Here is a 22,611-nt window from a genome sequence, read left to right on the forward strand (position 1 = left end):
CTCCTACAGGTTATCTACCCGGCGGAACCTACGCCGCTGGTGGTGCGCAATCTGCCTTCCAACCTGCGCTTCAACCCCCGCGCCTCAATCAGCAGCTTCGAACCCTTGGCCGCATTCGCTCGACCCCACTCCTCAAGCAACTCCAGACACGAATGGTCGATGTAGCTCAGGTTATTGAGCGGTACATGCACTGTCGTGCCCGCTGGAATCGTCCCTAGCACCTGCGTCAGTGCCGGGACCTTGAGAAAGGTCGCCGCGCCGATCAATCGCAGCTCCATTTCGCCGTCCTTGGGCAGGTCGATCAGGCTGATTTTCAGTCTCGAAGCTTTCCACGCCAATTTGGCCAGGGTCAGGCCGAAACCGATCAGCACGCCGGTCAACAGGTCGGTGAAGATGATCGCCAGGGCGGTCGCCGCATAGGTGAACATCGGCATCCGGCCATAACGGCCCAGGCCACGAAAGGCCTTGAGGTCGACCAGTTTGAAACCGGTGTAGACCAGCACACCCGCCAGGCTCGCCACCGGAATGCTTTGCAGCACGCTGGACAGCAACAGTACGAACGCCAGCAGCCACAGGCCATGGAAGATCGCCGAGTATCGCGTTGTTGCACCCGCCTGGACGTTGGCCGAGCTGCGCACGATTACGCCGGTCATCGGCAGGGCGCCGAGCAAGCCGCAGAGCATGTTGCCCACACCCTGCGCCGACAATTCCCGGTCGAAGTCCGAACGCTCGCCGCTGTGCATGCGGTCCACGGCGGCGGCCGAGAGCAGGGTTTCAGCGCTGGCGATAAAGGCTACGGCAAACGCCGCGATCAGGATCGTCGGATCGGCCAGGTTCAGCAGGTCTGCCGGTTTCAGCCAGTCGATGGCTTCTGCCAGGTTGGCCGGGACTTCCACGCGTTTGACCTGCAAGGCGAGCATCAGGCTGGCCACCGTCGCCAGACCGACACCCAGCAAGGCGCCCGGAACGAATCGCAGGGAGTGAGGGCGAAATTTTTCCCACAGCCACATCACCGCAATCGTCGACAGCCCGAGCAAACCGGCCTGCCAGCCAAAGGATGGCAAGGCCTGAACCACGGCAGCCGGGAACGCTGCCAGGTTATCCAGCCCCGACGGTTTGGGCACGGCGTCGAGCATTACATGCACCTGTGATAGCACGATCAACACACCAATCCCGGCGAGCATGCCGTAGACCACCGCCGGCGCTGTCACCCGAAACCAGCAGCCGAGTTTGAAACGACCGGCCAGCAGTTGCAGCAAACCGGCCAGCAGCAGGATCGGCCCGAGCATGGCGACGCCATGCTGGCGCACCAACTCGAACACCAAAACGGCCAGACCTGCCGCCGGGCCGCTGACTTGCAGCGGTGAACCGGCAATCCAGCCCACCACCAGGCCACCGATAATCCCGGTGATCAGGCCTTTGGCCGGCGGTAACCCCGAGGCGATGGCGATGCCCATGCACAAGGGCAGGGCCACCAGAAACACCACCACGGACGCCAGCAGCTCCCGTGGCAGAACAGCTTTAAGTTGCGCAGCACGCATAGGGATTCTCCCGATGTTTTTTCAGGCATGGCGAAGCCCGGCTGCCTGATTGGCAGCCTCGGCTAAACCACACAAGGATTTAGGAGTTTTTTAGAAGCGCGCTTTAGGCGTCGCCACCGGAATCGGATGACTGCCATCCAGAGGCAGGAAACACCCCTGATCCGCGTCATAAGCTTTGATTTCGCTGGTTTCGATGCTGTAGACCCAGCCATGGATAAACAGCTGACCGTTGGCCATGCGCGAGGCCACCGATGGGTGGGTACGCAGATGCTGCAACTGGGCGATCACATTCTCTTCGGTGAGGATGTGCATGCTTTCGTTTTCGTCAGCGCAGTGGCAGTTTTCCTGGACCATGGTTTTTGCTACTTCGGCATGCCGCAGCCAGGCTTTGACCGTAGGCATCTTTTCCAGGCTTTGCGGGTTGAGTACCGCGCGCATGGCGCCGCAATCGGAGTGCCCGCAAATGATGATGTGTTGCACGCCCAGGGCCAGCACCGCGTATTCGATGGCGGTGGAAACGCCGCCGTTCATTTGCCCATAAGGTGGCACAACGTTGCCGACGTTACGGGTCACGAACAGATCACCGGGGGCGCTTTGGGTGATCAGTTCAGGAACGATGCGCGAATCGGCGCAGGCAATGAACATCGCTCTCGGGCTTTGGGCCGTGGCGAGTTTCTTGAAGAGCTCTTCCTGCTGCGGAAAGACCTCGTGATGAAAATGCAAAAAGCCGTCAACGATATGCTTCAGCGCTGCATCGGCGGATTCCGCCTCGGGGTGGGCAGAAGCCGACGCAGCCAACGGCTGTTTATCCTTGTCACTCATGATTCATCCTCTTTGACGGAGTTGGGAAAGTGTCCCGTTTTATCCGATATGAAGCCAGTGGCTGTTTAAAAAACGTCCAGGTCGTAAATCTCGACCCATCAGTCACTCGATGAACAAGGTAACCGTCGAAACTTAACTCAAACTGAATCAAACGCTCTAGCACGTGTGTTCCAGGTCACAAAAAACGTGACCGGCCTAATGGCGAAATGCTTTTTACCCTACTCAACCTTAGGCTAATTGTCCTCAAATCAATGACATTTGGCGACCCGGCGGACAGAAGGCGTCGCAGTCCAGATTAAACCCTTCGCGTTGATTGAGGCCCAGGCGCTTGATGGTTTTTGCAAAACGTTGCGCCAACAAGTCGGCGAACGGTCCTTCACCGCGCATCCGCGCACCAAAGCGGCTGTCGTAAAGCTCGCCACCACGACTCTGGCGGATCAGGCTCAGTACATGGGCTGCGCGCTGCGGGTAGTGGGCAGCCAGCCATTCTTCGAACAGCGGTGCGACTTCGAGCGGCAAGCGCAACATCATATACGCCGCGCTCTGGGCCCCGGCGGCGTGAGCTTCGGTGAGCAGGCTTTCGAGTTCGCTGTCGTTGATCATCGGAATCATCGGCGAGCACAAGACCCCCACCGGGATCCCGGCCTCGCGCATCACCCGGATGGCCCGCAGACGTGCCTTGGGCGCCGCGGCCCGGGGTTCGAGGATGCGCTTGAGCTCATCATCCAGTGTGGTGAGGCTGATCATCACCGCCACCAGTCGCTGTTCAGCGAGCTCAACCAACAAATCCAGATCGCGCAGGATCAGCGAGCCCTTGGTGATGATGGTCACCGGATGACGGTAACGCAGCAGCACTTCCAGGGTTTTACGGGTGATTTTGTGTTCACGCTCGATCGGCTGGTAAGGATCGGTGTTGGAGCCCAGATTGATCGGTGCGCACTGATAGCCGCGTTTAGAGAGTTGTTCCTCCAGGACTTCGGCGGCGTTGGTCTTGGCGATCAGTTTGGTTTCGAAATCCAGCCCAGGCGACATGTCCCAATAAGCGTGGCTGGGCCGCGCATAGCAATAGATGCAGCCGTGCTCACAGCCGCGATAGGGGTTGATCGAACGGTCGAAGGGCAAGTCCGGCGAGTTATTGCGGGTAATGATGGTTTTCGCCGTCTCGATGCGCACCTCGGTGCCTTGGGTCATGGGCGCTTCCTGATACCAGCCGTCGTCCTCGGCCACCGAACGGTTCGGGGCGAAGCGGTTGTGCGGATTGGTGGCGGTGCCGCGGCCGCGTGGCGGAAGAGGGGTGACCATGATTTATCGCTCCGAGCTGTATGTACATACAGTATAGGAGCTCTGAGAATACAGCCAGTGCCGTTCGGCGATCTGTCGCATCAAAACAGTTTTTTGTATTGGCTGAGTAATAACGAGATATGTCGTCATCATGGGAAACATATAAACAGTAGGTTGTTGTGTAGTGGGGTAAGTATTATCAACGGCACACGAAACCTTCGTGAATTACTTATTAAATGGAATTAATAAATGTCTATGTTTAATCAGCGCGGTATCTTTCTGCAGTTGCTGACCCCAACTGTTACCAATCCAAAGGAAGCGCAAGTATCGATGCAACTTGCCCGTAAAGAAATGGGTTGGGACGCTGTAAATGGTGTACAGACCGAAGCCCTGGTGGACTCAGCCTATGTCACGGCTGTCTCGGCGGATGGCGGCCGATCCTTTAGTATCCGGACCGTACGCAGTGATGTGGACGGTGACGGTGATATCGATAGTGATGACAAGGAAAAGCTGCTGGTTCTGGCAAAGGCGTATTCCGCTATCGTCAATCCTTGATCCTCGACTATTGATTAAACCTGCATGATCGCTCATGCAGGTTCTATTCATCACGACAGCTTAGTTATGCTGAGTGAGTTGGCCAAGATCATCACCGGAAGTTGTTTTCATATCATCCTTGCGCAGTTTGGCTACATCGCCGGACTTTACGGTCGTTCCTTTATTTCCCCAACTTGTGCTGATGAAGGTAACGACATCCGCCACTTCCTGATCCGACAACCGCCAGGCAAACCCAGGCATGGTGAAAGTGGACGGTGCCGTGTGCGTGGCCGGCAAGGTCCCGCCCTTGAGCACGATGTGAATCAGCGACGTCGGGTCCTCCGACTGCAATACCGGGTTGCCCGCCAACGCCGGGAACACCCGCGTATAACCGTGACCGTCGGTACGGTGGCAGGCCGCGCAGTTATCGATGTACACCGAAGCGCCTGGCTTGCTGTCGTCACCTTTCCATAGCGCCTGAGCGACTTGTTTGTCGTACTGGTGCGGCTGGTCGTTGGGGTCATTGGCCGGCAGGGACTTGAGGTAACGGGCTATCGCGTTCAGGTCGGCGTCGGTCATGTACTGCATGCTGTGGGTGACCACATCGCTCATGCCACCGAACACCGCACTGCGGTCGCTGCGCCCGGTCTTGAGAAATTGCACCAGTTGCTCTTCGCTCCAACTGCCGAGGCCATCCTTGTGATCACCGCGAAGACTTTTCGCGATCCAGCCTTCCAGTGGCGCACTGCCTGACAGAAACGTACTGCCTTCGCCAGCGTTCAAGGATTTTTCCTGCATGGTCAGGGCACGCGGCGTATGGCAAGCGCCGCAATGTCCCAGGCCTTCCACCAGATAAGCCCCACGACTGACCACGGCATCTGCGCCGGGCGCTGCTTGGTAATCCGCCACGGCCGGTGCGAACAGCCAGCGCCAGCCCATCAGCGGCCAACGCATGCTTAAAGGCCAGGGAATGTCGCTGGCCTTGTTCTCCTGGGCCACCGGCGCCACGCCGTGCATGAAGTAGGCGTACAAGGCTTGCATGTCGGTTTCGTTGACGCTGGCGTAGGACGGATACGGCATCGCCGGGTACAACGTACTACCGTTTTTGGCGACGCCATGGCGTACGGCTTTGTCGAAATCTTCAAAGCTGTAGTCGCCCAGGCCGGTTTTGTCCGGCGTGATGTTGGTGGAGTAGATCGTCCCGATCGGCGTTTCCATCGGCAGGCCACCAGCGAACGGCTTGCCGTCCTTGGCGGTGTGGCAGGCCACGCAGTCGCCGGCACGGGCAAGGTATTCGCCTTGCTTGATCAAATTTTGATCAACTTCAGCGGCGCTGATCGAGGCACTGCCGAGCAGGGCCAAAGTCGCGATAACAAGTGCTTTCATGGTCATCGCTCCTTAAGCCTGAACCAGCGGGCCGGGGTTTTTCAGGTACTGCTCGCGGATCGCCCGGGCCGACCAGTAGGTCAATGCGGCGACCAGGCCTGTAGGGTTGTAACCTAGGCCTTGTGGGAAAGCGGACGCGCCAGGGACGAATACGTTGTGCACGTCCCAACTCTGCAGGTAACGGTTCAAAGCACTGGTTTTCGGGTTGGTGCCCATGATCGCGCCACCATTGAGGTGGGTGGTCTGGTAGGACGCGGTGTTGAAGTGATCACCGACCTGCTTGCCGATCACTGCGATGGCTTTGGGGCCCATCGCTTCAGCGACCTTGCCCATTTTCTCGACCATGAAACGGTTCATCTTGATGTCGTTTTCCTGCCAGTCGAAGGTCATCCGCAACAGCGGCAAGCCGTAGGCATCGCGGTAAACCGGGTCGAGATCCAGGTAGTTGCCACGGTAGGACTGATGCGCGCCGTGGGCGTCCATCGACACCTGGTGGGTGTAGTAATCGGCGGTGGCGCGTTTCCACGCACTGCCCCAGGCCGGGGTGCCTGGCGGGTTGGAGGTCCCGGCAATCGGCCGGCTGCCGGCCTGGTTGACCCACATCGGCGAGCCGCCGACGAAGCCGTGCGGCCCGTGGTCGAAGTTGTCGGCGTTGAAGTCATCGATTGCCACGCCGTTGCCGCCGGCACCGATGAAGTTGTTGGTGTGGGTGTCTTTGTCGAAGAACGCCTTGATGGTGGCCATGTTCTGGTAGGCGAAGTTCTTGCCGACCACGCCTTCACCGCTGATCGGGTCGTAAGGCTTGCCGATGCCGGAGAGCAACATCAATCGCACGTTGTGGAACTGGAACGCGCCGAGGATTACCAGGTCGGCGGGTTGCTCGATCTCCCGGCCCTGGCCATCGATGTAGGTCACGCCGGTGGCTTTGCTCTTGGTGCTGTCGAGGTTGACCCGCAGCACGTGGGAATTGGGCCGCAACTCGAAATTCGGCAACGGCTTGAGGGCCGGCAGAATGTTCACGTTCGGCGACGCCTTGGAGTACATGTAGCAAACGTAACCGCTGCAAAAACCGCAGAAGTTGCACGGACCCATCTGGGCGCCGTAGGGATTGGTGTACGGGCCGGACGTATTGGCCGATGGCAGGTTGTAGGGTTTGTAACCTACGGCTGTGGCGGCTTTCTGGAATAGCTGTGCGGAAACCGTGTTCTTCTGGGACTCCAGCGGGAACGGGTTCGAGCGATCCGGTGCGTAAGGGTTGCCGCCCTTACCTTCACCGACCAGTTGGCCTTTCACCGTCCAGGCCTGACCCGAGGTGCCGAATACCTTCTCGGCGTAATCGAAAAACGGCTCCAGCTCTTCATAGCTGACGCCGAAGTCCTGGATGGTCATGTCCTTTGGGATGAAGCTTTTGCCGTAGCGCTCTTCGTAATGGCTGCGCATCCGCAATTCGATCGGATCGACCCGAAAGTGCACGCCGGACCAGTGCAGGCCGGCGCCGCCTACGCCATTGCCGGGCAGGAATGCACCGAGTTGGCGGTTTGGCAGTGCAATGTCATTCACGCTATGGCGAATGGTCACGGTCTCTTTGGAGATGTCCTGAAAGAGTTTTTTCCGCACGCTGTAGGTGAGTTCGTCGATCACCTGGGGATAGTTGCCATCAGGGTAGGTGTCCTGCATCGGTCCGCGCTCCAGCGCCAACACGTTCAGGCCTGCTTCTGTCAGCTCTTTGGCCATGATCGCGCCTGTCCAGCCGAAACCGACGATGACTGCATCGACCTTCTTCATTACCGTTGCCATGCTTATGCCCTCTCGCCGCGAATCGAAACTGCCGGGAAGGGGTATTGCTCGTTGCGTTCCACCCAATCCATGAAATCGGCGCGGGCGCCGGGGAAGCCGATCATGGTCCAGCCGACCATGCCTTTGTTGCCACCGTGGATCGGGTCGCAGAAGAACCCTTCCTTGGTGTTTTGCAGCAGCAGGTTGAAGAAAATCTTTGATGGCACGCTATCGAACTGGGGTTTTCCGGCCTCGAGTTGTTTCAGCAAATCGTCTCGGGTAGCGCTGTCTTGCTCAGCAAATACTTTCCCGTTGAACGCCTTCGACCAAGCATCCGTGGCGGCAATACCCAGGCGATAGATCTCTTTGGGCACCAGTTTGCTCTGCCAGCCCATTTCTGGCGCGGCATCGGCGTTGAACGGCCCTTGCATAAACCACAGGGCACCGGCGGCGTACGGGGTGTTCATTTGACGGTCGATGTATTCCGGCACGCCGGCTTCCAGCGCGCCAGGCCCTTGGGCATCACTCGGGATCAATTGAGCAACGGCGGCCTTGATGAATGTCCATTCTTCGACGGTGAAGTAGGTGGGCTCATAGGTGCTGGTGCTGACGGGAGTTTTGCCGGGCGCGGACGGCGCCGGTTCCGGCGCGGCGAGCAGGACGGAGCTGCCCAGCGCGGTGCTGGCGACGGTGACCACCGGAATCAAGGTCAGGGATTTGCGCAAAAACTCACGCCGCGGGTTGTCTCGATCTTGATCAGACATGGGGGGTGCACCTCATCAGGCATTGATGGTTTTTTCAGCCGTTTCGTCGAACGGCTTTTCGTTTTGGCAGGGATGCGGATCTTTGGCGGTCGTGAGAGCGCTGCGCATCTGCAAACTTTGGTAACAAATGGTAGCAGCCTAAGTATCAGGATGAACCGATTCAGCTGAAATAAACCGGGTTTTTGCGACGAAAGTCGCTGCATTCACGATTCTTTGACAGTTGGCTCACAGCGCTTTGACCGCTCAGGGCTGAACCTGAACGTCATTAATCCGCTTCTTCCCTACGGTCGCCGAGCATGCCCATTACTCGTTTTATCCCAGCGATGTGTCTGTCGCTGGTTGCCTTGTTCAATCTATCGCTGGCCTTGGCCGACGACAGCACATCACCGCGACCTGCGGAATGGGCGCAGCCAGTGGAGGCGAAGTACAACCTCTTCCAAATGTCCCCAACCCTCTACCGCAGTGCATTGCCGGACAGTAGCGCGGTGCCGCTGCTGGAAAAGCTCAAGGTTGGAACCGTCATCAGCTTCCTGCCTGAGTCGGACTCCCGCTGGCTATCTACACCTGGCATCAACCTGGTCCAACTGCCTTATCGCACCAATCATGTGGATGACGCGCAGGTCATCACTGCCTTGCGCGCGATTCAGGCTGCCGAGGCCAAAGGCCCGGTGTTGATGCATTGCAAACACGGTTCCGACCGCACGGGGCTGATGGCGGCCATGTACCGGGTGGTTGTGCAGGGTTGGAGCAAGGAAGACGCCCTGAATGAAATGACCGAGGGCGGTTTTGGTGACAGCACCCACTTCAAGGACGGTGTTCGCTACATGATGCAGGCGGATACCGACAAATTGCGTACCGCATTGGCCAATGGCGATTGCAGTACCAGCCCGTTCGCCATGTGCTCGATGAAGAACTGGTTCAAATCGGCCAATGTAGAAAAGTAAGGAGACAAGCCATAAACCCTGTGGGAGCGGCGGTGCGACGATTCGACTTGCTCGCGAAGGCGGTGTGTCATTCAGAGTTGATGTTGACTGATACACCGCCTTCGCGAGCAAGCCCGCTCCCACATGGGGATAACTCAATGTTGCTCGTCAGGCTTTTTCTTCAGTTTCGGGTTCGGGAAGAATTGCACCGCCTGAACCTTGGCGTCCGGCACTTTCAGCGCCGAAACGTTGACCCGCGTGCCCAACTCCTTGGGCACGGACAAGCCTTGTTCATTGAGTGTGTCGGAATAACCGCAGGCCACGCACTCACGGTGCGGGACCTCGTCTTCGTTCCACATCATCAATTTGTCCGGCTCGCTGCACGCCGGGCAGACCGCCCCGGCGATAAAGCGTTTTTTCGTGATCACAGGCCCCTCGCTCATGCTGCCGCGTCCTCACTCAGGCCGCTGTGGCGCAAGAGTGCGTCAATCGTTGGCGCACGGCCACGGAAGTCGACGAACAGCACCATCGGTTCCTGAGAACCGCCGCGCGCCAGAATCGCTTCACGGAAGGCGCGGCCGGTTTCAGCGTTGAGCACGCCGTCTTCTTCAAACTTCGAGAAGGCATCGGCTGACAGCACTTCAGCCCACTTGTAGCTGTAGTAACCCGCTGCGTAACCGCCGGCGAAGATGTGCGCAAAACTGTTCGGGAAACGGTTGTAGGCCGGCGGACGCATGACCGACACCTCGTCGCGCACGCCTTCGAGCACTTGCAGCACGCTGCGACCGTCGCCGTGGGTGGCGTGCAGTTCGAAGTCGAACAGCGAGAATTCCAGTTGGCGCACCATCATCAGGCCGGACTGGAAGTTCTTCGCCGCGAGCATTTTGCCCAGCAGGTCCTGTGGCAGTGGCTCGCCGGTTTCGTAGTGACCGGAAATCAGCGCGAGGCCTTCCGGCTCCCAGCACCAGTTTTCCATGAACTGGCTTGGCAGCTCGACGGCATCCCACGCCACACCGTTGATGCCGGACACGCCAGCATGCTCGACGCGGGTCAGCAAGTGATGCAGGCCATGGCCGAATTCGTGGAACAGCGTGGTGACCTCATCGTGGGTCAGCAGCGCAGGCTTGCCGCTGTCGGCCGGGGTGAAGTTGCACACCAGGTTAGCCACCGGGCTTTGCAGCACGCCTTCAGCGGTGCGGCGACGGTCGCGGGCGCCGTCCATCCAGGCCCCGCCGCGCTTGTTGGCGCGGGCGTAAAGGTCGAAGAAGAAGCGGCCGACGTGCTGGCCGTTTTCCTTGATTTCGAACAGGCGAACATCCGGGTGCCAGGTGTCGAAGCCTTTCTGCTCGGCAATCTCGATGCCGTACAGGCGCTGAACGATGGCGAACAGGCCGCCCAGCACTTTGTCGATCGGGAAGTAAGCGCGAAGGGCTTCCTGGGCAACGCTGTAACGTTGTTCACGGAGTTTTTCACCGTAGAAACCGCTGTCCCAGCTTTGCAGGTCCGGGCAGCCCTGTTCGGCGGCATAAGCCTTGAGCTGTTCCAGATCCTGAGCGGCGAACGGTTTGCTGCGCTTGGCCAGGTCTCGTAGGAAACTGAGCACCTGGTCGCTGGATTCGGCCATCTTGGTCGCCAGACTCAGCTCCGAGAAGCTGGCGAAACCCAGCAGCTTGGCCAGTTCCTGACGCAGGTCGAGGATTTCTTCCATCACCGGACCGTTATCGTTCTGACCGGCATTCGGGCCTTGGTCCGACGCACGGGTGCAGTAGGCGGCGTAGACTTCTTCGCGCAGGGCGCGGTCGTGGGCGTAGGTCATCACCGCGTAGTAGCTCGGGAATTCCAGGGTGATCAGGAAGCCTTCCAGCCCTTTGGCCTGTGCCGCGGCAGCCATTTGCGCCTTGGCCGAATCTGTCAGGCCGGCGAGGGCAGCCTCATCGGTGACGTGTTTGGTCCAGGCCTGGGTGGCGTCGAGCAGTTGGTTGGAGAAGCGGCTACCCAGCTCCGACAATTTGCTCTGCACTTCGGCGTAACGCTTTTGTTCGGCTTCTGGCAGGTCGATACCCGACAGACGGAAGTCACGCAGGGCGTGTTCGAGGATAGTTTTCTGCGCCACGTCGAAACCGGCGGCTTCTGGACTACTAGCCAGGGCTTCGAAGGCCTGGAACAGTTCACGGTTCTGGCCCATCTCGGTGGAGTAGGCGCTCAAGGCCGGCAGGCAGGACTCGTAGGCTTCACGCAATTCAGCGCTGTTGCATACGGCGTTCAAGTGGCTGACCGGGCTCCAGGCAGCGCCCAGGCGATCATTGAGTTCGTCCATCGCCAGCACCAGGCCGGCCCAGGTCGGTTGTTTGCCCTGGGTTTTGAGGATCTCGATGATGGCGGCGCGGTTGTCAGCCAGGATCTGTTCAATGGCCGGTTGTACGTGTTCGGCACGGATCGCCGAGTACGGCGGCAGGTCGTAGGACTGCAGAAGAGGGTTGTTCACGCTCACGGTTGGCACCTTGGCTGGAAGAAACATTGGCCCATCTTAATTACAATCGACGCTCACCGCAGCTATCAGCAAAAGAGAGAGAGCCTATCGTGACCCTTCGCAAGTATCTGAACCACACGCCGCTGCTGGGCAAAGGCGCTTTTGTCGACGGCTCGGCGGTGGTAATCGGCGACGTCGAAATCGGCGAAGACAGCTCCGTCTGGCCGCTGACGGTGATCCGCGGCGACATGCACCGCATCCGCATCGGTGCGCGCACCAGCATCCAGGATGGCTGCGTGCTGCACATCACCCACGCCGGGCCGTTCAATCCCGATGGCTTTCCGTGTTTGATCGGTGACGACGTGACCGTCGCGCACAAAGTCATGCTCCACGGGTGCTCGGTAGGCAGTCGGGTGTTGATCGGTATGGGCAGTATTGTCATGGACGGTGCGGTAGTTGAAGACGATGTGATCATCGGTGCCGGCAGCCTGGTGCCGCCGGGCAAGCGCCTGGAAAGCGGTTTCCTGTATGTCGGCAGTCCGGTGAAACAGATCCGGCCACTGACTGACAAGGAAAACGCCTTTTTCACCTACAGCGCGGCGAACTACGTGAAGCTCAAGGACCTGCATCTGGCCGAAGGCTACGACCAGCTCTAAGCCGTCTCACAACTGCCCAGGAATTTTCATGCATTACCAAACTGTTTTGTTCGACCTCGATGGCACCCTGACCGACCCTCGCGAGGGCATCACCCGCTCGATCCAGTTCGCGCTGAGCAAACTGGGCATTGATGAACCCGACCTGACAAAGCTCGAGCACTTCATCGGCCCACCGTTGTTGCAGGCATTCATGCAGTTCTACGACTTCGATGAACCCAAGGCTTGGGAAGCGGTGAATTTCTATCGCGAGCGTTTCAAAGTCACCGGCCTGTATGAGAATCGCGTATTTGATGGTGTTACACCCTTGCTGGAAACCCTGAGCGGGCAAGGACGGCAGCTATATATAGCCACGTCCAAACCCTGGGTGTTCGCCCGCGAGATCGCTCGACACTTCGACTTCGCCAAACACTTCAAGGTGATTTACGGCAGCGAGCTGGACGGGACGCGGACCAACAAGGTCGAGCTGATTGCCCATTTGATCGCCGAAGAAGGCCTCGATCCGGCCAACACCCTGATGATTGGCGACCGTAAACACGATTTGATCGGCGCACGGAGCAACGGATTGGACGCGGCGGCCGTGGGTTACGGCTTTGGCAGTCGCGAAGAACTGAGCGCCGAAGCACCGGCGTATCACTTCGAAACGCTGGAAGAGATGCATCAGGCGTTTTTGCAGCGTTAATTCGATTACCTTCGCGGGCAAGCCTCGCTCCTACAGGTGAGATGTCGATGTAATGAACCTCCTGTAGGAGCGAGGCTTGCCCGCGAAGGCGTCCTCCCAGACACATCCTGAGCAACTGTTCTTACTCCAATCCCTTCTTATCGTCCTAGTCTAAAAAACAAGGCCGCGATCAAGGAGGATCATCATTGCCAGAACTCAAACATGCTCATCGATTGCGCACCGGACGATATTCAGAATCCGGACAGATTTATCTACTAACAGCCGTAATTCTCAATCGAGAGCCGTTGTTTCGCGACTTCAAGTGCGGGCGGTTGGTGGTCGACGCTTTCAGAACGGCTGAGCGAGAAGGGTTCGCGACGTCACTGGCCTGGGTCGTCATGCACGATCATTTCCATTGGCTGATCGAGTTGCAGAACACTCAACTGCCCAAGTTGATGGCCCGGACCAAATCACGCATCGCTGTGACGCTTAATCGCTCGATAGGGCGCCAAGGCCCGGTTTGGCAACATGGATATCACGATAGGGCCATCCGCAAGGAAGAGGATTTGCAGGCGGTTGCTCGATATATCGTCCGCAACCCTATACGCGCGGGATTGGTCTCGAAGGCTGGGGATTATCCATTGTGGGATGCGATCTGGTTGTGACAGCAAAGACGCCTTCGCGGGCAGCCTCGCTCCTACAGGTGCTCTGCCGATGTAATGGGCACCTGTAGGAGCGAGGCTTGCCCGCGAAGAGGCCGGATCAGCCACCCCTACTCTCCGACCCTGCCAACCCTTTCAACGCCGCCTTACGCTCAACCACCGGCAACCCACCCAGCTTCTCCACCTCGGCATAAAACTTCACCCAATCCCCATCCACCTGCCTGAACAGCGCCGCAAACGCCGGCACCCATTGGTCGTACAAACCAAATGGCAGCAGCTTGGCATTGTTCATCGGTGCATTGATCCACGCGTCATAGCGTTTATCCCCGGCCCATTGGCTGTCACGCATCGCTCGATAGTCACTGCGTAGCCGTTCGAACTCTTCGGCTTTGTGCTGGCGCATCTGCTTGACGGGCAGGGGTTGGGCGTACAGGCGTTCCAGGCGTGTGCGGGTGTCCAGAACCAGTTGAGTGAGCTGATCGCGCTGTTGCATCGAGGCGCCGTTGTCCGGCGCGAGCCCACGACTGGCGCGCCATTGGCGGGTGCCTTCCTGCTCGACAAACGTGGCAAAGGATTCGTTGAACTCGGTGTCGTCCTTCACATAAAACCGTTGATGGGCCAGCTCATGAAAGATCAGCGTGGCCAGCCGCTCGTCACCCCAATTCATCATCGAGCTGATGATCGGGTCGTTGAACCAGCCCAGTGTCGAATAGGCTTCGACTCCACCGATCGACACGTCCATGCCTTGCAGGCGCTGCAACGCCGCTTCGCCCCGGGCCGCACTCTGGCTGTAGTAACCGCGATAGGCGACGCAACCGGCGATGGGGAAGCAATGGTTATGCGGCGTCAGGGAAAATTCCGGCGTGGCGAAGACATTCCAGACGACATAGGGCCGGCCAATGTCGGCGTACAGCCGATAGCTCTGGTTGTCCGGCAGGTGCAGATGCTGGCTGGCGAACACCCGGGCTTTTTGCGATTGGGTCAGGTGCGCACGCAGTTGTGGATCGCGCTGAGGATCGGCAATCACCTTGGCAACCGGCTCCCGAGCCCGCAGCAGTTGCAGCTGACCGCCGGCCAATTGACTGTAGTAGCTGACGCTGGCGCAACCGTTGAGCAACAAAAACAACACACCCGGAAACAAAACGCGCAAAACGCGATCAAGTAACCCAGGGCTTGGAAGCGGCCTGATCACAATAAAAACATCCCTGGAAAGTCTGCCCACAAGACTATCCCGCCAGACTGGAGCTCCGCTATGCGCAAGTTGATGCTGACAGGAGGCCTGCTGACGCTGGCCGGTTGTGCCGGATTTGGAATGCCCGACCCGGATCCGTCCCAAGCGTGGATCGACCTGGCTTCGAAACAGGAAGACTCCGCGTTGCAAGCGTTGAAGGTTGATGACAAGGCCGCCACCGACAAGCGCTTCTTCGAAGTGCAGCCCGGCAGCCATGAATTGAAGGTTCGCTATCAGTTCGCGGTGCAGCCGACCAACATCGGCCCGGATTCCGAGCCGCTGTGGCGCGATTGCCAGATGAGCGTGAAATTCAAGGATTTCAATGCCGGCGAGCGTTATCAACTGCAAGCGGGGAATATCGGTTTTCGGCCGTGGGTAAAACTCTACGATCAGCAGCGAAAAGTCATTGGGCAGGGTACACCTGCTGGCTGCCAACACACCTGATCGGCGTTATGCTGAATGCCCAATCATCGGGACATTCATCATGCGCAGGTTATTGTTGTTGCTCGGTGTGAGCGTTATTGCCGGTTGCGTGAGCCCGTTGCCTGACGTCAATCCGCAGATGGCGTGGGTTGACCTCGCGACGCCGACCCCAGGCGGTAAATTATTGATGGCGGAGAGGCTCGACAATCAGCGCTTACGCGATGGTCGCTTCTTTCAGGTTACCCCTGGCAGCCACGAGTTGACGGTGCGTTTCGATTTCGAGACGTTTGCGGGAGGGCTGGGGATGCTGAGCGATCCGCAGGAGCGGCTGTGCTACATGATCGTGCAATATGATCACTTTGAAGCCGGCCAGCACTATCGCCTGGAAGGGCGCTCCCTCTCCTTTACCCCGAGCGCCCGACTGCTGAATACCCAAGGTCAGATTGTCGCCACCGAACGGCAGATCAACTGCGTGCCCTAGGCCGATCAGCGATCGTTCTTTTGGTAGATGATCTTCTTGGTGCCGTTTTCGCATGAACCAACGACCATGTTCTGATCGTGGACTTCGTCATTGGTGACGATTTCCAGGGTGTAGGACGAGACGTTATTGGCCTGGATCTTGGCCTCGATCTCGGCCTTGAGTTCTTCGCAGGATTTCGGCTCCGCCAAGGCCGAGGTGGCCAGCGCGCAACAGATAATCGCCAAGGCAAAACGTTTCATGGTTAAAGCTCCCTTGAGGCAGCGCGCATGTCTATGCGCTGAAGCTGCTGTCATTTATTCGACCACTGTTTTGCGAGGGGAGTTCTGATATCAGTCACAACCCACCGTTTCAGCCATGGAGTTGTGTCGTTTATAAGGTCGCCTTCGCGAGCAAGCCCGCTCCCACAATTTGAAATACATTCCAAATGTGGGAGCGGGCTTGCTCGCGAAGGCGCCAGTGCAATCAGCGCCGATTCAAAGCCATATCAAGATCAGCTAACCAACGTAGCATCCAGGCTGATTTTGGCATTCAGCACCTTGGACACCGGGCAGCCTTCTTTGGCCTTGTTGCTCAGCTCTTCAAATTGCGCCTGGGTCGCCCCGGGGATTTTTGCCTTGAGGATCAGTTTCACCGCGGTGATCGCAAAACCACCTTCGACTTGATCCAGCGTAACCTCGGCATTGGTATCGATGCTGTCAGCCTTGAGGCCGGCATCGCCGAGAATCATCGAAAACGCCATGGAGAAACAGCCCGCGTGGGCTGCGCCGATCAGCTCTTCCGGATTGGTGCCCTTGCCGCCCTCGAAACGGGCCTTGAAGCCGTAGGGCGCTTCCCTGAGTACACCGGTTTCCGTGGAAATCGAACCGATGCCGGTTTTCAGATCACCTTCCCAATGAGCCGATGCTTTCTTAGTGATAGCCATGTCTGCCTCCTCAAGATCCGGCGCGGATGTCGCGCCTTCGTGGTTTTCGGTTGCTAAGGGTTCTGAGGATAGAAGACTTGGCAAAGTTCATCTTGTCGGATCAAACCGCTTATCTGGTAAGCAAATTCGTCTCTGCTATTGAATCTCGGGTATATGCCCTCATTGCATAGGGAGCGCTTTTAGACTCGGCAGGTTTTCGTTCATGAAAAAACCTGCGCCCCCTTGGAGAAGCAGGTTTATGAAACGATTGTCCGATATCAAGTACTCCACTCTCGACCTGGTGCCCGTGCGGGAGAACGGCAGTGCAGCCCAGTCGCTGCGCAATTCCCTGGACCTAGCGCAGCATGTCGAAAAATTTGGCTACAACCGCTTTTGGGTCGCCGAACACCACAACATGGACGGCATCGCCAGTTCCGCGACCTCGGTGCTGCTCGGTTACCTGGCCGGTGGCACCTCGACCATTCGCGTCGGCTCCGGTGGCGTGATGCTGCCTAACCATGCGCCATTGGTGATCGCCGAACAGTTCGGCACCCTGGAAAGCCTGTATCCCGGTCGTATCGACCTGGGCCTGGGCCGCGCCCCCGGTTCCGATCAGATGACCGCCCGCGCACTGCGCCGTGAACGCTCCGGCAGCGCCGATGATTTCCCGGAAGACGTTGCAGAACTGGTGCGCTACCTCGGCCCGCGCACACCGGATCAGCGCATCATCGCGATGCCGGGCACCGGCACCAATGTCCCGGTCTGGTTGCTGGGTTCGAGTCTGTTCAGTGCGCAACTGGCCGGTGAGCGCGGTTTGCCCTACGCCTTTGCTTCACATTTCGCACCGCGCTTCATGCACGAGGCGATCCGCGTCTACCGCAATCACTTCAAGCCTTCGGCAGTTCTGGACAAGCCTTACGTGATGCTCGGCGTACCGTTGGTGGCAGCCGATACCGACGAACAGGCCGATTACCTGGCTACTTCGGTCTACCAGCGAATCCTTGCCCTGATGCGTGGCCAGAGCCTGGTGCAGCGTCCACCGGTGAAAACCATGGACGGCCTGTGGTTGCCGCACGAGAAAGAAGCGGTCGGCGATTTCCTCGGTCTGGCCATGGTCGGCAGCCCGCAGAAAATCCGCGCCAAACTGGACGTGCTGATTGAGCAGACCCAGGCTGACGAGTTGATCTTTACCTGCGACCTGTATGAACACGCCGATCGCATACATTCCTACGAGTTGCTGGCGCAGGTCATGAAGGGCTGACGCTCAAACCGCGGGCATAAAAAAGCCGACGCAATGCGTCGGCTTTTTCATTCTTGAGGGAAATCAGCCTCTCTTGTAGACGATTTCCTTGGAGCCTTTTTCACACTTGCCGACGACTTTTCCGCCGGCAGCGGCGCCTTTATCGACAATTTCCAGTGTGTAATTCGACGCGCCTTTGGCATCGATTTTCGCGGCAATTTCAGCTTTCAGCTCTTCACATGACTTGCCGTCAGCAAAGGCTGTTCCTGCAAGGCTCAACAAACCTACTGCCAAAATAAACTTCTTCATCGGTCGCATTCCCTGGTCGGATCAATAGGGGCACCCGGCAAGTAGCCAGGTGCACACATGTAGCGCTTTGCCATTCCCTATGGCACTCGGCCAGCGCGCAAGTTCAGAAGACTATCTCAAACTCAGCTACTGGCAATCCTGAACCCGACTTTCAACGTCACCTGGAAGTGGGCTGCCTTGCCGTCCTTGATGTGGCCGCGGGTCTCGGTCACTTCAAACCATTCCAGGTGCTTGAGGCTTTTGCTGGCTTCGGCCAGCGCATTGTTGATGGCGTCTTCGATGCTGGTAGGGGACGAGCCAACCAGCTCGACTTTCTTGTAGGTGTGATGGTCAGTCATGGCGTTCTCCTTGGGGTATGAAATACAGCCTAGCAGTGATTTTTCGTATTACTTCTGTCGGCCATTCCCACAGCAAAGTTCAGATTTACTGCACTTTCTCAAACCCCTGAAGTCCCAACCAACACACGCTACTCATCACCAATGAAGGAGAGCCACCATGGCCAACACCTCTTTACGTAAAGCCTCATTGCAAAGCATGGAAGCCGAGATCGAGAGTCTTCTCAAGTCGCTGGAAAACCTGAAGGACGACGCCTCGGACGAGTCGCGTAAAACCCTCAAGGCGCTGAAAAGCAACGCCGAGAACGCGCTGAAGCATTCTCGCCATCTGCTGAGCGACGCTTATGAAGAAGTTAAAGTGAAAACCCGCGAAACCGGGATCGCAACTCGGGACTACGCCCAGGAACACCCTTGGACTACAGCGGGTGTCGCCGTTGGTGCACTGGGTCTGCTCGCGGCTTACCTGTTGTGCAAACGCGGCGACTAATCCGCTTGGCGCAGCTCATTCTTGAGCCACTGCGCCAACTGCCGAGCGCGCCCGTCTGCGGCGCGCTTGGGTAGCCACAACGCCAGTTGCGCCGGGGTTTCACTGAAACCCCACGGCGCGACCAGGCGGCCGGCTTTCAAATCCTCGGCCACCAGTGGCTCAGGGGCAATCGCCACACCCAGACCCGCCACCGCAGCTTCCAGCAAATAATACAAATGCTCGAAACCCTGACCGTACTTCAACGCCTTGGCGTCGAGGCCGCTTTGCTGTGCCCAACTCGGCCAGGCCTGCGGGCGCGAGGTGGTGTGCAGCAGCGGCTCGCTCAATAGCGCGCTGGCCGGCGCCTGTTGCAGCCGTTCGTAGCCGGCGAAGCGTGGGCTCATGACGGGGCCGATGCGTTCGCTGGCCAGTTCATAGACTTGCATGTCCGCTGGCCACGGCGGCTCGGCAAACACCAGCAAGGCGTCCAGCCCGGGCCGGCGTGGATCGAGATCGCCTTCCCCGGCTGACAGGTGCAGGCGCAGGTCCGGCAGGTCCGCATTCAATCGCCCGAGGCGCGGAATGAACCAGCGCGCCAGCAAGCTGCCCGAGCAGCCGAGCACGAACGGCGCATCGGCAGTGCTTTGGGTCAGTTCTGTACAGACTGTGCGCAATCGCTCGAACGCTTCAGCGCTGGCGTCACGCAAACGGATGCCGGCATCTGTGAGTTTAAGGCCACGTCCGTCCTTGATGAACAGACTCACGCCAAGGTGTTCTTCAAGCACCTTCAATTGCCGGCTGACCGCACCGTGGGTGACGTGCAGCTGTTCGGCGGCCTGACTGACGCTGTTCAAGCGGGCAGTGGCTTCGAAGGCGCGAAGGGCGTTCAGCGGGGGGAGGTCGTGGCTCATGGGATCTGTGAGTTTTCCTGACAGGTTGCGGCGATCTTATCGGTTTTCAGAGCGAAACGTCAGGGGTAGAGTGAGCGTCATTGTCATCACACGAATCCAACTGGAGCGACCCATGACCCAGACTAATTTGCGCAACGGCCCCGATGCCAACGGCCTGTTTGGCTCGTTCGGCGGCCGTTACGTTGCCGAAACCCTGATGCCGTTGATCCTCGACCTGGCCCGTGAATACGAACTGGCCAAGGAAGATCCGGCATTCAAAGAAGAATTGGCCTACTTCCAGCGCGACTACGTCGGTCGTCCAAGTCCGCTTTATTACGCTGAACGCCTGACCGAATTCTGCGGCGGTGCGAAGATTTACCTCAAGCGCGAAGAGCTGAACCACACCGGCGCGCACAAGATCAACAACTGCATCGGCCAGATCCTGCTGGCGCGGCGCATGGGCAAGAAACGCATCATCGCCGAGACCGGCGCCGGTATGCACGGCGTGGCGACCGCCACCGTGGCTGCGCGTTTCGGTCTGGATTGCGTGATCTACATGGGCACTACCGACATCGAGCGTCAGCAAGCCAACGTGTTTCGCATGAAGCTGCTGGGCGCCGAAGTGATTCCGGTGGTGGCCGGCACCGGCACTCTGAAAGACGCGATGAACGAAGCCCTGCGTGACTGGGTGACCAACGTCGACAGCACTTTCTACCTGATCGGCACCGTCGCCGGTCCGCACCCATACCCTGCAATGGTTCGCGACTTCCAGGCTGTAATCGGCAAGGAAACCCGTACGCAACTGCAAGACCAGGAAGGCCGCCTGCCGGACAGCCTGGTGGCCTGCATCGGCGGTGGTTCCAACGCCATGGGCCTGTTCCACCCGTTCCTCGACGACAAGAGCGTCGAGATCATCGGCGTCGAAGCCGCCGGTTACGGCATCGAGACCGGCAAACACGCGGCCAGCCTGAACGGCGGTGTACCGGGTGTGTTGCACGGCAACCGCACCTTCCTGTTGCAGGACGACGATGGCCAGATCATCGACGCGCACTCGATCTCTGCCGGCCTCGACTATCCAGGCATCGGCCCTGAACACGCCTGGTTGCACGACATCGGCCGCGTCCAATACACCTCGGTGACTGACGATGAAGCCCTCGATGCATTCCACAAATGCTGCCGCCTGGAAGGGATTATTCCTGCACTGGAAAGCGCCCACGCCTTGGCCGAAGTGTTCAAACGCGCACCGAACCTGCCAAAAGATCACCTGATGGTGGTCAACCTGTCCGGCCGTGGCGACAAAGACATGCAAACCGTGATGCACCACATGGAAAACTCCCAACAAGAGCAGTCCAAGCAGGAGAAACACTGATGAGCCGCCTGCAAACGCGCTTTGCCGAACTCAAGGAACAAAACCGCGCCGCCCTGGTGACCTTCGTCACCGCCGGCGACCCGAGCTATGACACCTCGCTCGCAATCCTCAAAGGCTTGCCGGGCGCTGGCGCCGACGTGATCGAGTTGGGCATGCCCTTCACCGACCCGATGGCCGACGGCCCCGCGATCCAGTTGGCCAACATCCGCGCCCTGGGCGCCAAACAGAACCTGGCGAAAACCCTGCAAATGGTTCGCGAGTTCCGTGAAGGCAATACCGAGACGCCGCTGGTGCTGATGGGTTACTTCAACCCGATTCACATGTATGGCGTGCCGCGTTTTATCGCTGACGCCAAAGACGCTGGTGTCGATGGCTTGATCGTGGTCGATCTGCCGCCGGAACATAACGGTGAGCTGTGCGATCCGGCTCAGGCTGCCGGTCTGGACTTCATCCGTCTCACCACACCAACTACCGATGATGTGCGTCTGCCGACCGTTCTGAACGGCAGCTCCGGTTTCGTCTACTACGTGTCTGTGGCCGGTGTGACCGGTGCGGGTGCGGCAACGCTGGAGCACGTAGAAGAGGCCGTCGCACGTCTGCGCCGCCACACCGACCTGCCGATCAGCATTGGTTTCGGGATTCGTACACCGGAGCAAGCGGCGTCCATCGCGCGTCTGGCGGACGGTGTGGTGGTGGGTTCGGCACTGATCGATCACATCGCCAATGCCTCGACACCGGATCAGGCAATCGACGGCGTGCTGAGCCTTTGCGCCGCGCTTTCCGAGGGTGTGCGTAAGGCCCGGGTCAGCTGAAGGTAAAGTTCTTGATACAGAGGAATTAGCGCCTCGCGGCACAGACTAAATAGCAAGACCGAGGGATTCAGGACCGCGTTCTGAATCCCTTTTTGCTGTTTGTGCAGTGAGGAAACCCCCGATGAAAATGCCGAAACGTCTGATTGCCAGCCTGGGCGTGCTGATGCTCAGTGCGACCCCGTTGCTGCACGCCAGCGCCGACCAGCGCGACGACCACGACCACGGCGGCCCGCAGCAGGGCCAACACGATAACCGCGGTGACAATCGCGGCGACGATCACCGTGGCCCGCAGGACAACCATCGCGGCGGCCCTCCGCCACGGGACTTTGGCCCGGTACGTCAGACCATTCATGACAATCATGGTTATTTCGTACGCGGTGCGCCGCCGCCTCCTGGTATTCGTCTGGAACGTGGCCGGCCGTTGCCTCACGGGTATTACGGTGAGCGCCTGGACGGCCGAGCCTTGGGCCGCCTGCCGCAATATCAGGGTTACGAGTGGCGTCGGGCTGGTGGCGATATTGTGCTGATCGCCGTGGGGACCGGGATTGTTTATGAAATTCTGGATAACGTGTTGAACTGATCTGCAATCAGTTGTGGCGAGGGGGCTTGCCCCCGTTCGGCTGCGAAGCAGACGCAGGATTTACAGATTGGGGCCGCTTCGCGATCCAACGGGGGCAAGCC

General features: G+C 58.8%; 26 protein-coding genes. 12 read left to right on the forward strand and 14 right to left on the reverse strand.

Translation table 11 applies throughout. The features are described 5' to 3' along the window. Nucleotides 1-14: 14 nt before the first annotated feature. The 3 genes from ACWIKB_RS03645 to ACWIKB_RS03655 all read right to left on the reverse strand — a co-directional run bounded on the left by ACWIKB_RS03645 (nucleotide 15) and on the right by ACWIKB_RS03655 (nucleotide 3,665). The gene (locus tag ACWIKB_RS03645; protein WP_475265349.1) at nucleotides 15-1,541 is read right to left on the reverse strand and encodes a SulP family inorganic anion transporter; all 1,527 of its coding nucleotides are present in this window, start codon (nucleotides 1,539-1,541) and stop codon (nucleotides 15-17) included. 90 nt (nucleotides 1,542-1,631) lie between these two features. Beyond that, nucleotides 1,632-2,363: a carbonic anhydrase gene (locus ACWIKB_RS03650; protein ID WP_475265350.1), complete on the reverse strand. Its 732-nt coding sequence runs from the start codon at nucleotides 2,361-2,363 to the stop codon at nucleotides 1,632-1,634. A gap of 243 nt (nucleotides 2,364-2,606) precedes the next feature. Then, nucleotides 2,607-3,665: a PA0069 family radical SAM protein gene (locus ACWIKB_RS03655; RefSeq protein ID WP_475265351.1), complete on the reverse strand. Its 1,059-nt coding sequence runs from the start codon at nucleotides 3,663-3,665 to the stop codon at nucleotides 2,607-2,609. A gap of 228 nt (nucleotides 3,666-3,893) precedes the next feature. Between ACWIKB_RS03655 and ACWIKB_RS03660 the strand changes: the two genes are divergently transcribed. Beyond that, on the forward strand, nucleotides 3,894-4,199 hold the full coding sequence (locus tag ACWIKB_RS03660) for a hypothetical protein (protein ID WP_475265352.1): 306 nt from the start codon (nucleotides 3,894-3,896) through the stop codon (nucleotides 4,197-4,199). Between the two features lie 60 nt (nucleotides 4,200-4,259). Here ACWIKB_RS03660 and ACWIKB_RS03665 read toward each other — a convergent pair whose 3' ends face one another. Genes ACWIKB_RS03665 through ACWIKB_RS03675 form a run of 3 tightly spaced genes read right to left on the reverse strand, consistent with a single transcriptional unit; the run spans nucleotide 4,260 to nucleotide 8,104 of the window. Beyond that, nucleotides 4,260-5,564 (reverse strand): c-type cytochrome, encoded by a 1,305-nt coding sequence (locus ACWIKB_RS03665; RefSeq protein WP_475265353.1) that lies wholly within the window; start codon nucleotides 5,562-5,564, stop codon nucleotides 4,260-4,262. A gap of 12 nt (nucleotides 5,565-5,576) precedes the next feature. Further along, on the reverse strand, nucleotides 5,577-7,361 hold the full coding sequence (locus ACWIKB_RS03670; protein ID WP_475265354.1) for a GMC family oxidoreductase: 1,785 nt from the start codon (nucleotides 7,359-7,361) through the stop codon (nucleotides 5,577-5,579). A 2-nt stretch (nucleotides 7,362-7,363) separates the two neighbouring features. Continuing rightward, on the reverse strand, nucleotides 7,364-8,104 hold the full coding sequence (locus ACWIKB_RS03675) for a gluconate 2-dehydrogenase subunit 3 family protein (protein WP_475265355.1): 741 nt from the start codon (nucleotides 8,102-8,104) through the stop codon (nucleotides 7,364-7,366). Between the two features lie 296 nt (nucleotides 8,105-8,400). Here ACWIKB_RS03675 and ACWIKB_RS03680 point away from each other — a divergent pair, with 296 nt between their 5' ends. Then, nucleotides 8,401-9,048 carry a phosphatase domain-containing protein gene (locus tag ACWIKB_RS03680; RefSeq protein ID WP_475265356.1) on the forward strand — a complete coding sequence of 216 codons (648 nt, stop codon included), beginning with the start codon at nucleotides 8,401-8,403 and terminating at the stop codon, nucleotides 9,046-9,048. A gap of 134 nt (nucleotides 9,049-9,182) precedes the next feature. Here ACWIKB_RS03680 and ACWIKB_RS03685 read toward each other — a convergent pair whose 3' ends face one another. Both ACWIKB_RS03685 and prlC read right to left on the reverse strand, forming a co-directional pair. Next, a complete protein-coding gene (locus tag ACWIKB_RS03685; protein ID WP_123408468.1) occupies nucleotides 9,183-9,470 on the reverse strand; it encodes a YheV family putative zinc ribbon protein in 288 nt (95 codons plus the stop codon). Beyond that, a complete protein-coding gene (gene prlC, locus ACWIKB_RS03690) occupies nucleotides 9,467-11,545 on the reverse strand; it encodes an oligopeptidase A (RefSeq protein WP_475265357.1) in 2,079 nt (692 codons plus the stop codon). Before prlC ends, ACWIKB_RS03685 begins: the two co-directional genes overlap by 4 nt. 62 nt (nucleotides 11,546-11,607) lie before the next feature. Between prlC and ACWIKB_RS03695 the strand changes: the two genes are divergently transcribed. The 3 genes from ACWIKB_RS03695 (at nucleotide 11,608) to ACWIKB_RS03705 (ending at nucleotide 13,476) form a co-directional block, all read left to right on the forward strand. Next, nucleotides 11,608-12,153, forward strand: a complete 546-nt coding sequence (locus ACWIKB_RS03695; protein WP_475265358.1) for a gamma carbonic anhydrase family protein — start codon at nucleotides 11,608-11,610, stop codon at nucleotides 12,151-12,153. Nucleotides 12,154-12,181: 28 nt separating this feature from the next. Next, complete coding sequence (locus ACWIKB_RS03700; protein ID WP_475265359.1) at nucleotides 12,182-12,832, forward strand: HAD family hydrolase; 651 nt, start codon at nucleotides 12,182-12,184, stop codon at nucleotides 12,830-12,832. Nucleotides 12,833-13,017: 185 nt separating this feature from the next. Further along, a complete protein-coding gene (locus tag ACWIKB_RS03705) occupies nucleotides 13,018-13,476 on the forward strand; it encodes an REP-associated tyrosine transposase (RefSeq protein ID WP_475265360.1) in 459 nt (152 codons plus the stop codon). 97 nt (nucleotides 13,477-13,573) lie between these two features. On the opposite strand, the gene ACWIKB_RS03710 is transcribed toward ACWIKB_RS03705, so the two are convergent. Continuing rightward, nucleotides 13,574-14,665 (reverse strand): aminopeptidase, encoded by a 1,092-nt coding sequence (locus ACWIKB_RS03710; RefSeq protein ID WP_475265361.1) that lies wholly within the window; start codon nucleotides 14,663-14,665, stop codon nucleotides 13,574-13,576. Nucleotides 14,666-14,725: 60 nt separating this feature from the next. Between ACWIKB_RS03710 and ACWIKB_RS03715 the strand changes: the two genes are divergently transcribed. Next, nucleotides 14,726-15,148 carry a PA0061/PA0062 family lipoprotein gene (locus ACWIKB_RS03715; RefSeq protein WP_475265362.1) on the forward strand — a complete coding sequence of 141 codons (423 nt, stop codon included), beginning with the start codon at nucleotides 14,726-14,728 and terminating at the stop codon, nucleotides 15,146-15,148. Nucleotides 15,149-15,188: 40 nt separating this feature from the next. Then, the gene (locus ACWIKB_RS03720) at nucleotides 15,189-15,608 is read left to right on the forward strand and encodes a PA0061/PA0062 family lipoprotein (RefSeq protein ID WP_475265363.1); all 420 of its coding nucleotides are present in this window, start codon (nucleotides 15,189-15,191) and stop codon (nucleotides 15,606-15,608) included. Between the two features lie 5 nt (nucleotides 15,609-15,613). On the opposite strand, the gene ACWIKB_RS03725 is transcribed toward ACWIKB_RS03720, so the two are convergent. Continuing rightward, entirely contained in the window at nucleotides 15,614-15,847 is a 234-nt protein-coding gene (locus tag ACWIKB_RS03725; RefSeq protein ID WP_475265364.1) for a DUF1161 domain-containing protein, read from the reverse strand. Nucleotides 15,848-16,098: 251 nt separating this feature from the next. After that, nucleotides 16,099-16,530: an OsmC family protein gene (locus ACWIKB_RS03730; RefSeq protein ID WP_064675278.1), complete on the reverse strand. Its 432-nt coding sequence runs from the start codon at nucleotides 16,528-16,530 to the stop codon at nucleotides 16,099-16,101. A 238-nt stretch (nucleotides 16,531-16,768) separates the two neighbouring features. Between ACWIKB_RS03730 and ACWIKB_RS03735 the strand changes: the two genes are divergently transcribed. Then, on the forward strand, nucleotides 16,769-17,770 hold the full coding sequence (locus ACWIKB_RS03735; RefSeq protein ID WP_475265365.1) for an LLM class flavin-dependent oxidoreductase: 1,002 nt from the start codon (nucleotides 16,769-16,771) through the stop codon (nucleotides 17,768-17,770). A 63-nt stretch (nucleotides 17,771-17,833) separates the two neighbouring features. On the opposite strand, the gene ACWIKB_RS03740 is transcribed toward ACWIKB_RS03735, so the two are convergent. Together ACWIKB_RS03740 and ACWIKB_RS03745 are read right to left on the reverse strand one after the other, a co-directional pair. After that, nucleotides 17,834-18,058 (reverse strand): DUF1161 domain-containing protein, encoded by a 225-nt coding sequence (locus ACWIKB_RS03740; protein WP_475265366.1) that lies wholly within the window; start codon nucleotides 18,056-18,058, stop codon nucleotides 17,834-17,836. A gap of 122 nt (nucleotides 18,059-18,180) precedes the next feature. Continuing rightward, complete coding sequence (locus ACWIKB_RS03745; protein ID WP_054047931.1) at nucleotides 18,181-18,396, reverse strand: dodecin; 216 nt, start codon at nucleotides 18,394-18,396, stop codon at nucleotides 18,181-18,183. Between the two features lie 157 nt (nucleotides 18,397-18,553). Between ACWIKB_RS03745 and ACWIKB_RS03750 the strand changes: the two genes are divergently transcribed. Next, nucleotides 18,554-18,880 carry an ElaB/YgaM/YqjD family protein gene (locus ACWIKB_RS03750; RefSeq protein ID WP_054047930.1) on the forward strand — a complete coding sequence of 109 codons (327 nt, stop codon included), beginning with the start codon at nucleotides 18,554-18,556 and terminating at the stop codon, nucleotides 18,878-18,880. Here the strand turns inward: ACWIKB_RS03750 and ACWIKB_RS03755 are convergent. Beyond that, nucleotides 18,877-19,770, reverse strand: coding sequence for a LysR family transcriptional regulator (locus ACWIKB_RS03755; RefSeq protein WP_475265367.1), 894 nt, complete (start codon nucleotides 19,768-19,770; stop codon nucleotides 18,877-18,879). The genes ACWIKB_RS03750 and ACWIKB_RS03755 overlap by 4 nt on opposite strands. A 112-nt stretch (nucleotides 19,771-19,882) precedes the next feature. Between ACWIKB_RS03755 and trpB the strand changes: the two genes are divergently transcribed. The 3 genes from trpB (at nucleotide 19,883) to ACWIKB_RS03770 (ending at nucleotide 22,510) form a co-directional block, all read left to right on the forward strand. After that, on the forward strand, nucleotides 19,883-21,118 hold the full coding sequence (gene trpB / locus ACWIKB_RS03760) for a tryptophan synthase subunit beta (RefSeq protein ID WP_475265368.1): 1,236 nt from the start codon (nucleotides 19,883-19,885) through the stop codon (nucleotides 21,116-21,118). Further along, nucleotides 21,118-21,930: a tryptophan synthase subunit alpha gene (trpA, locus tag ACWIKB_RS03765; protein ID WP_475265369.1), complete on the forward strand. Its 813-nt coding sequence runs from the start codon at nucleotides 21,118-21,120 to the stop codon at nucleotides 21,928-21,930. Before trpB ends, trpA begins: the two co-directional genes overlap by 1 nt. A gap of 121 nt (nucleotides 21,931-22,051) precedes the next feature. Next, nucleotides 22,052-22,510: an anti-virulence regulator CigR family protein gene (locus tag ACWIKB_RS03770; RefSeq protein ID WP_054617212.1), complete on the forward strand. Its 459-nt coding sequence runs from the start codon at nucleotides 22,052-22,054 to the stop codon at nucleotides 22,508-22,510. Nucleotides 22,511-22,611: the final 101 nt, after the last annotated feature.

The sequence above is a fragment of the Pseudomonas sp. 5Vm1k genome (genome assembly GCF_056161485.1).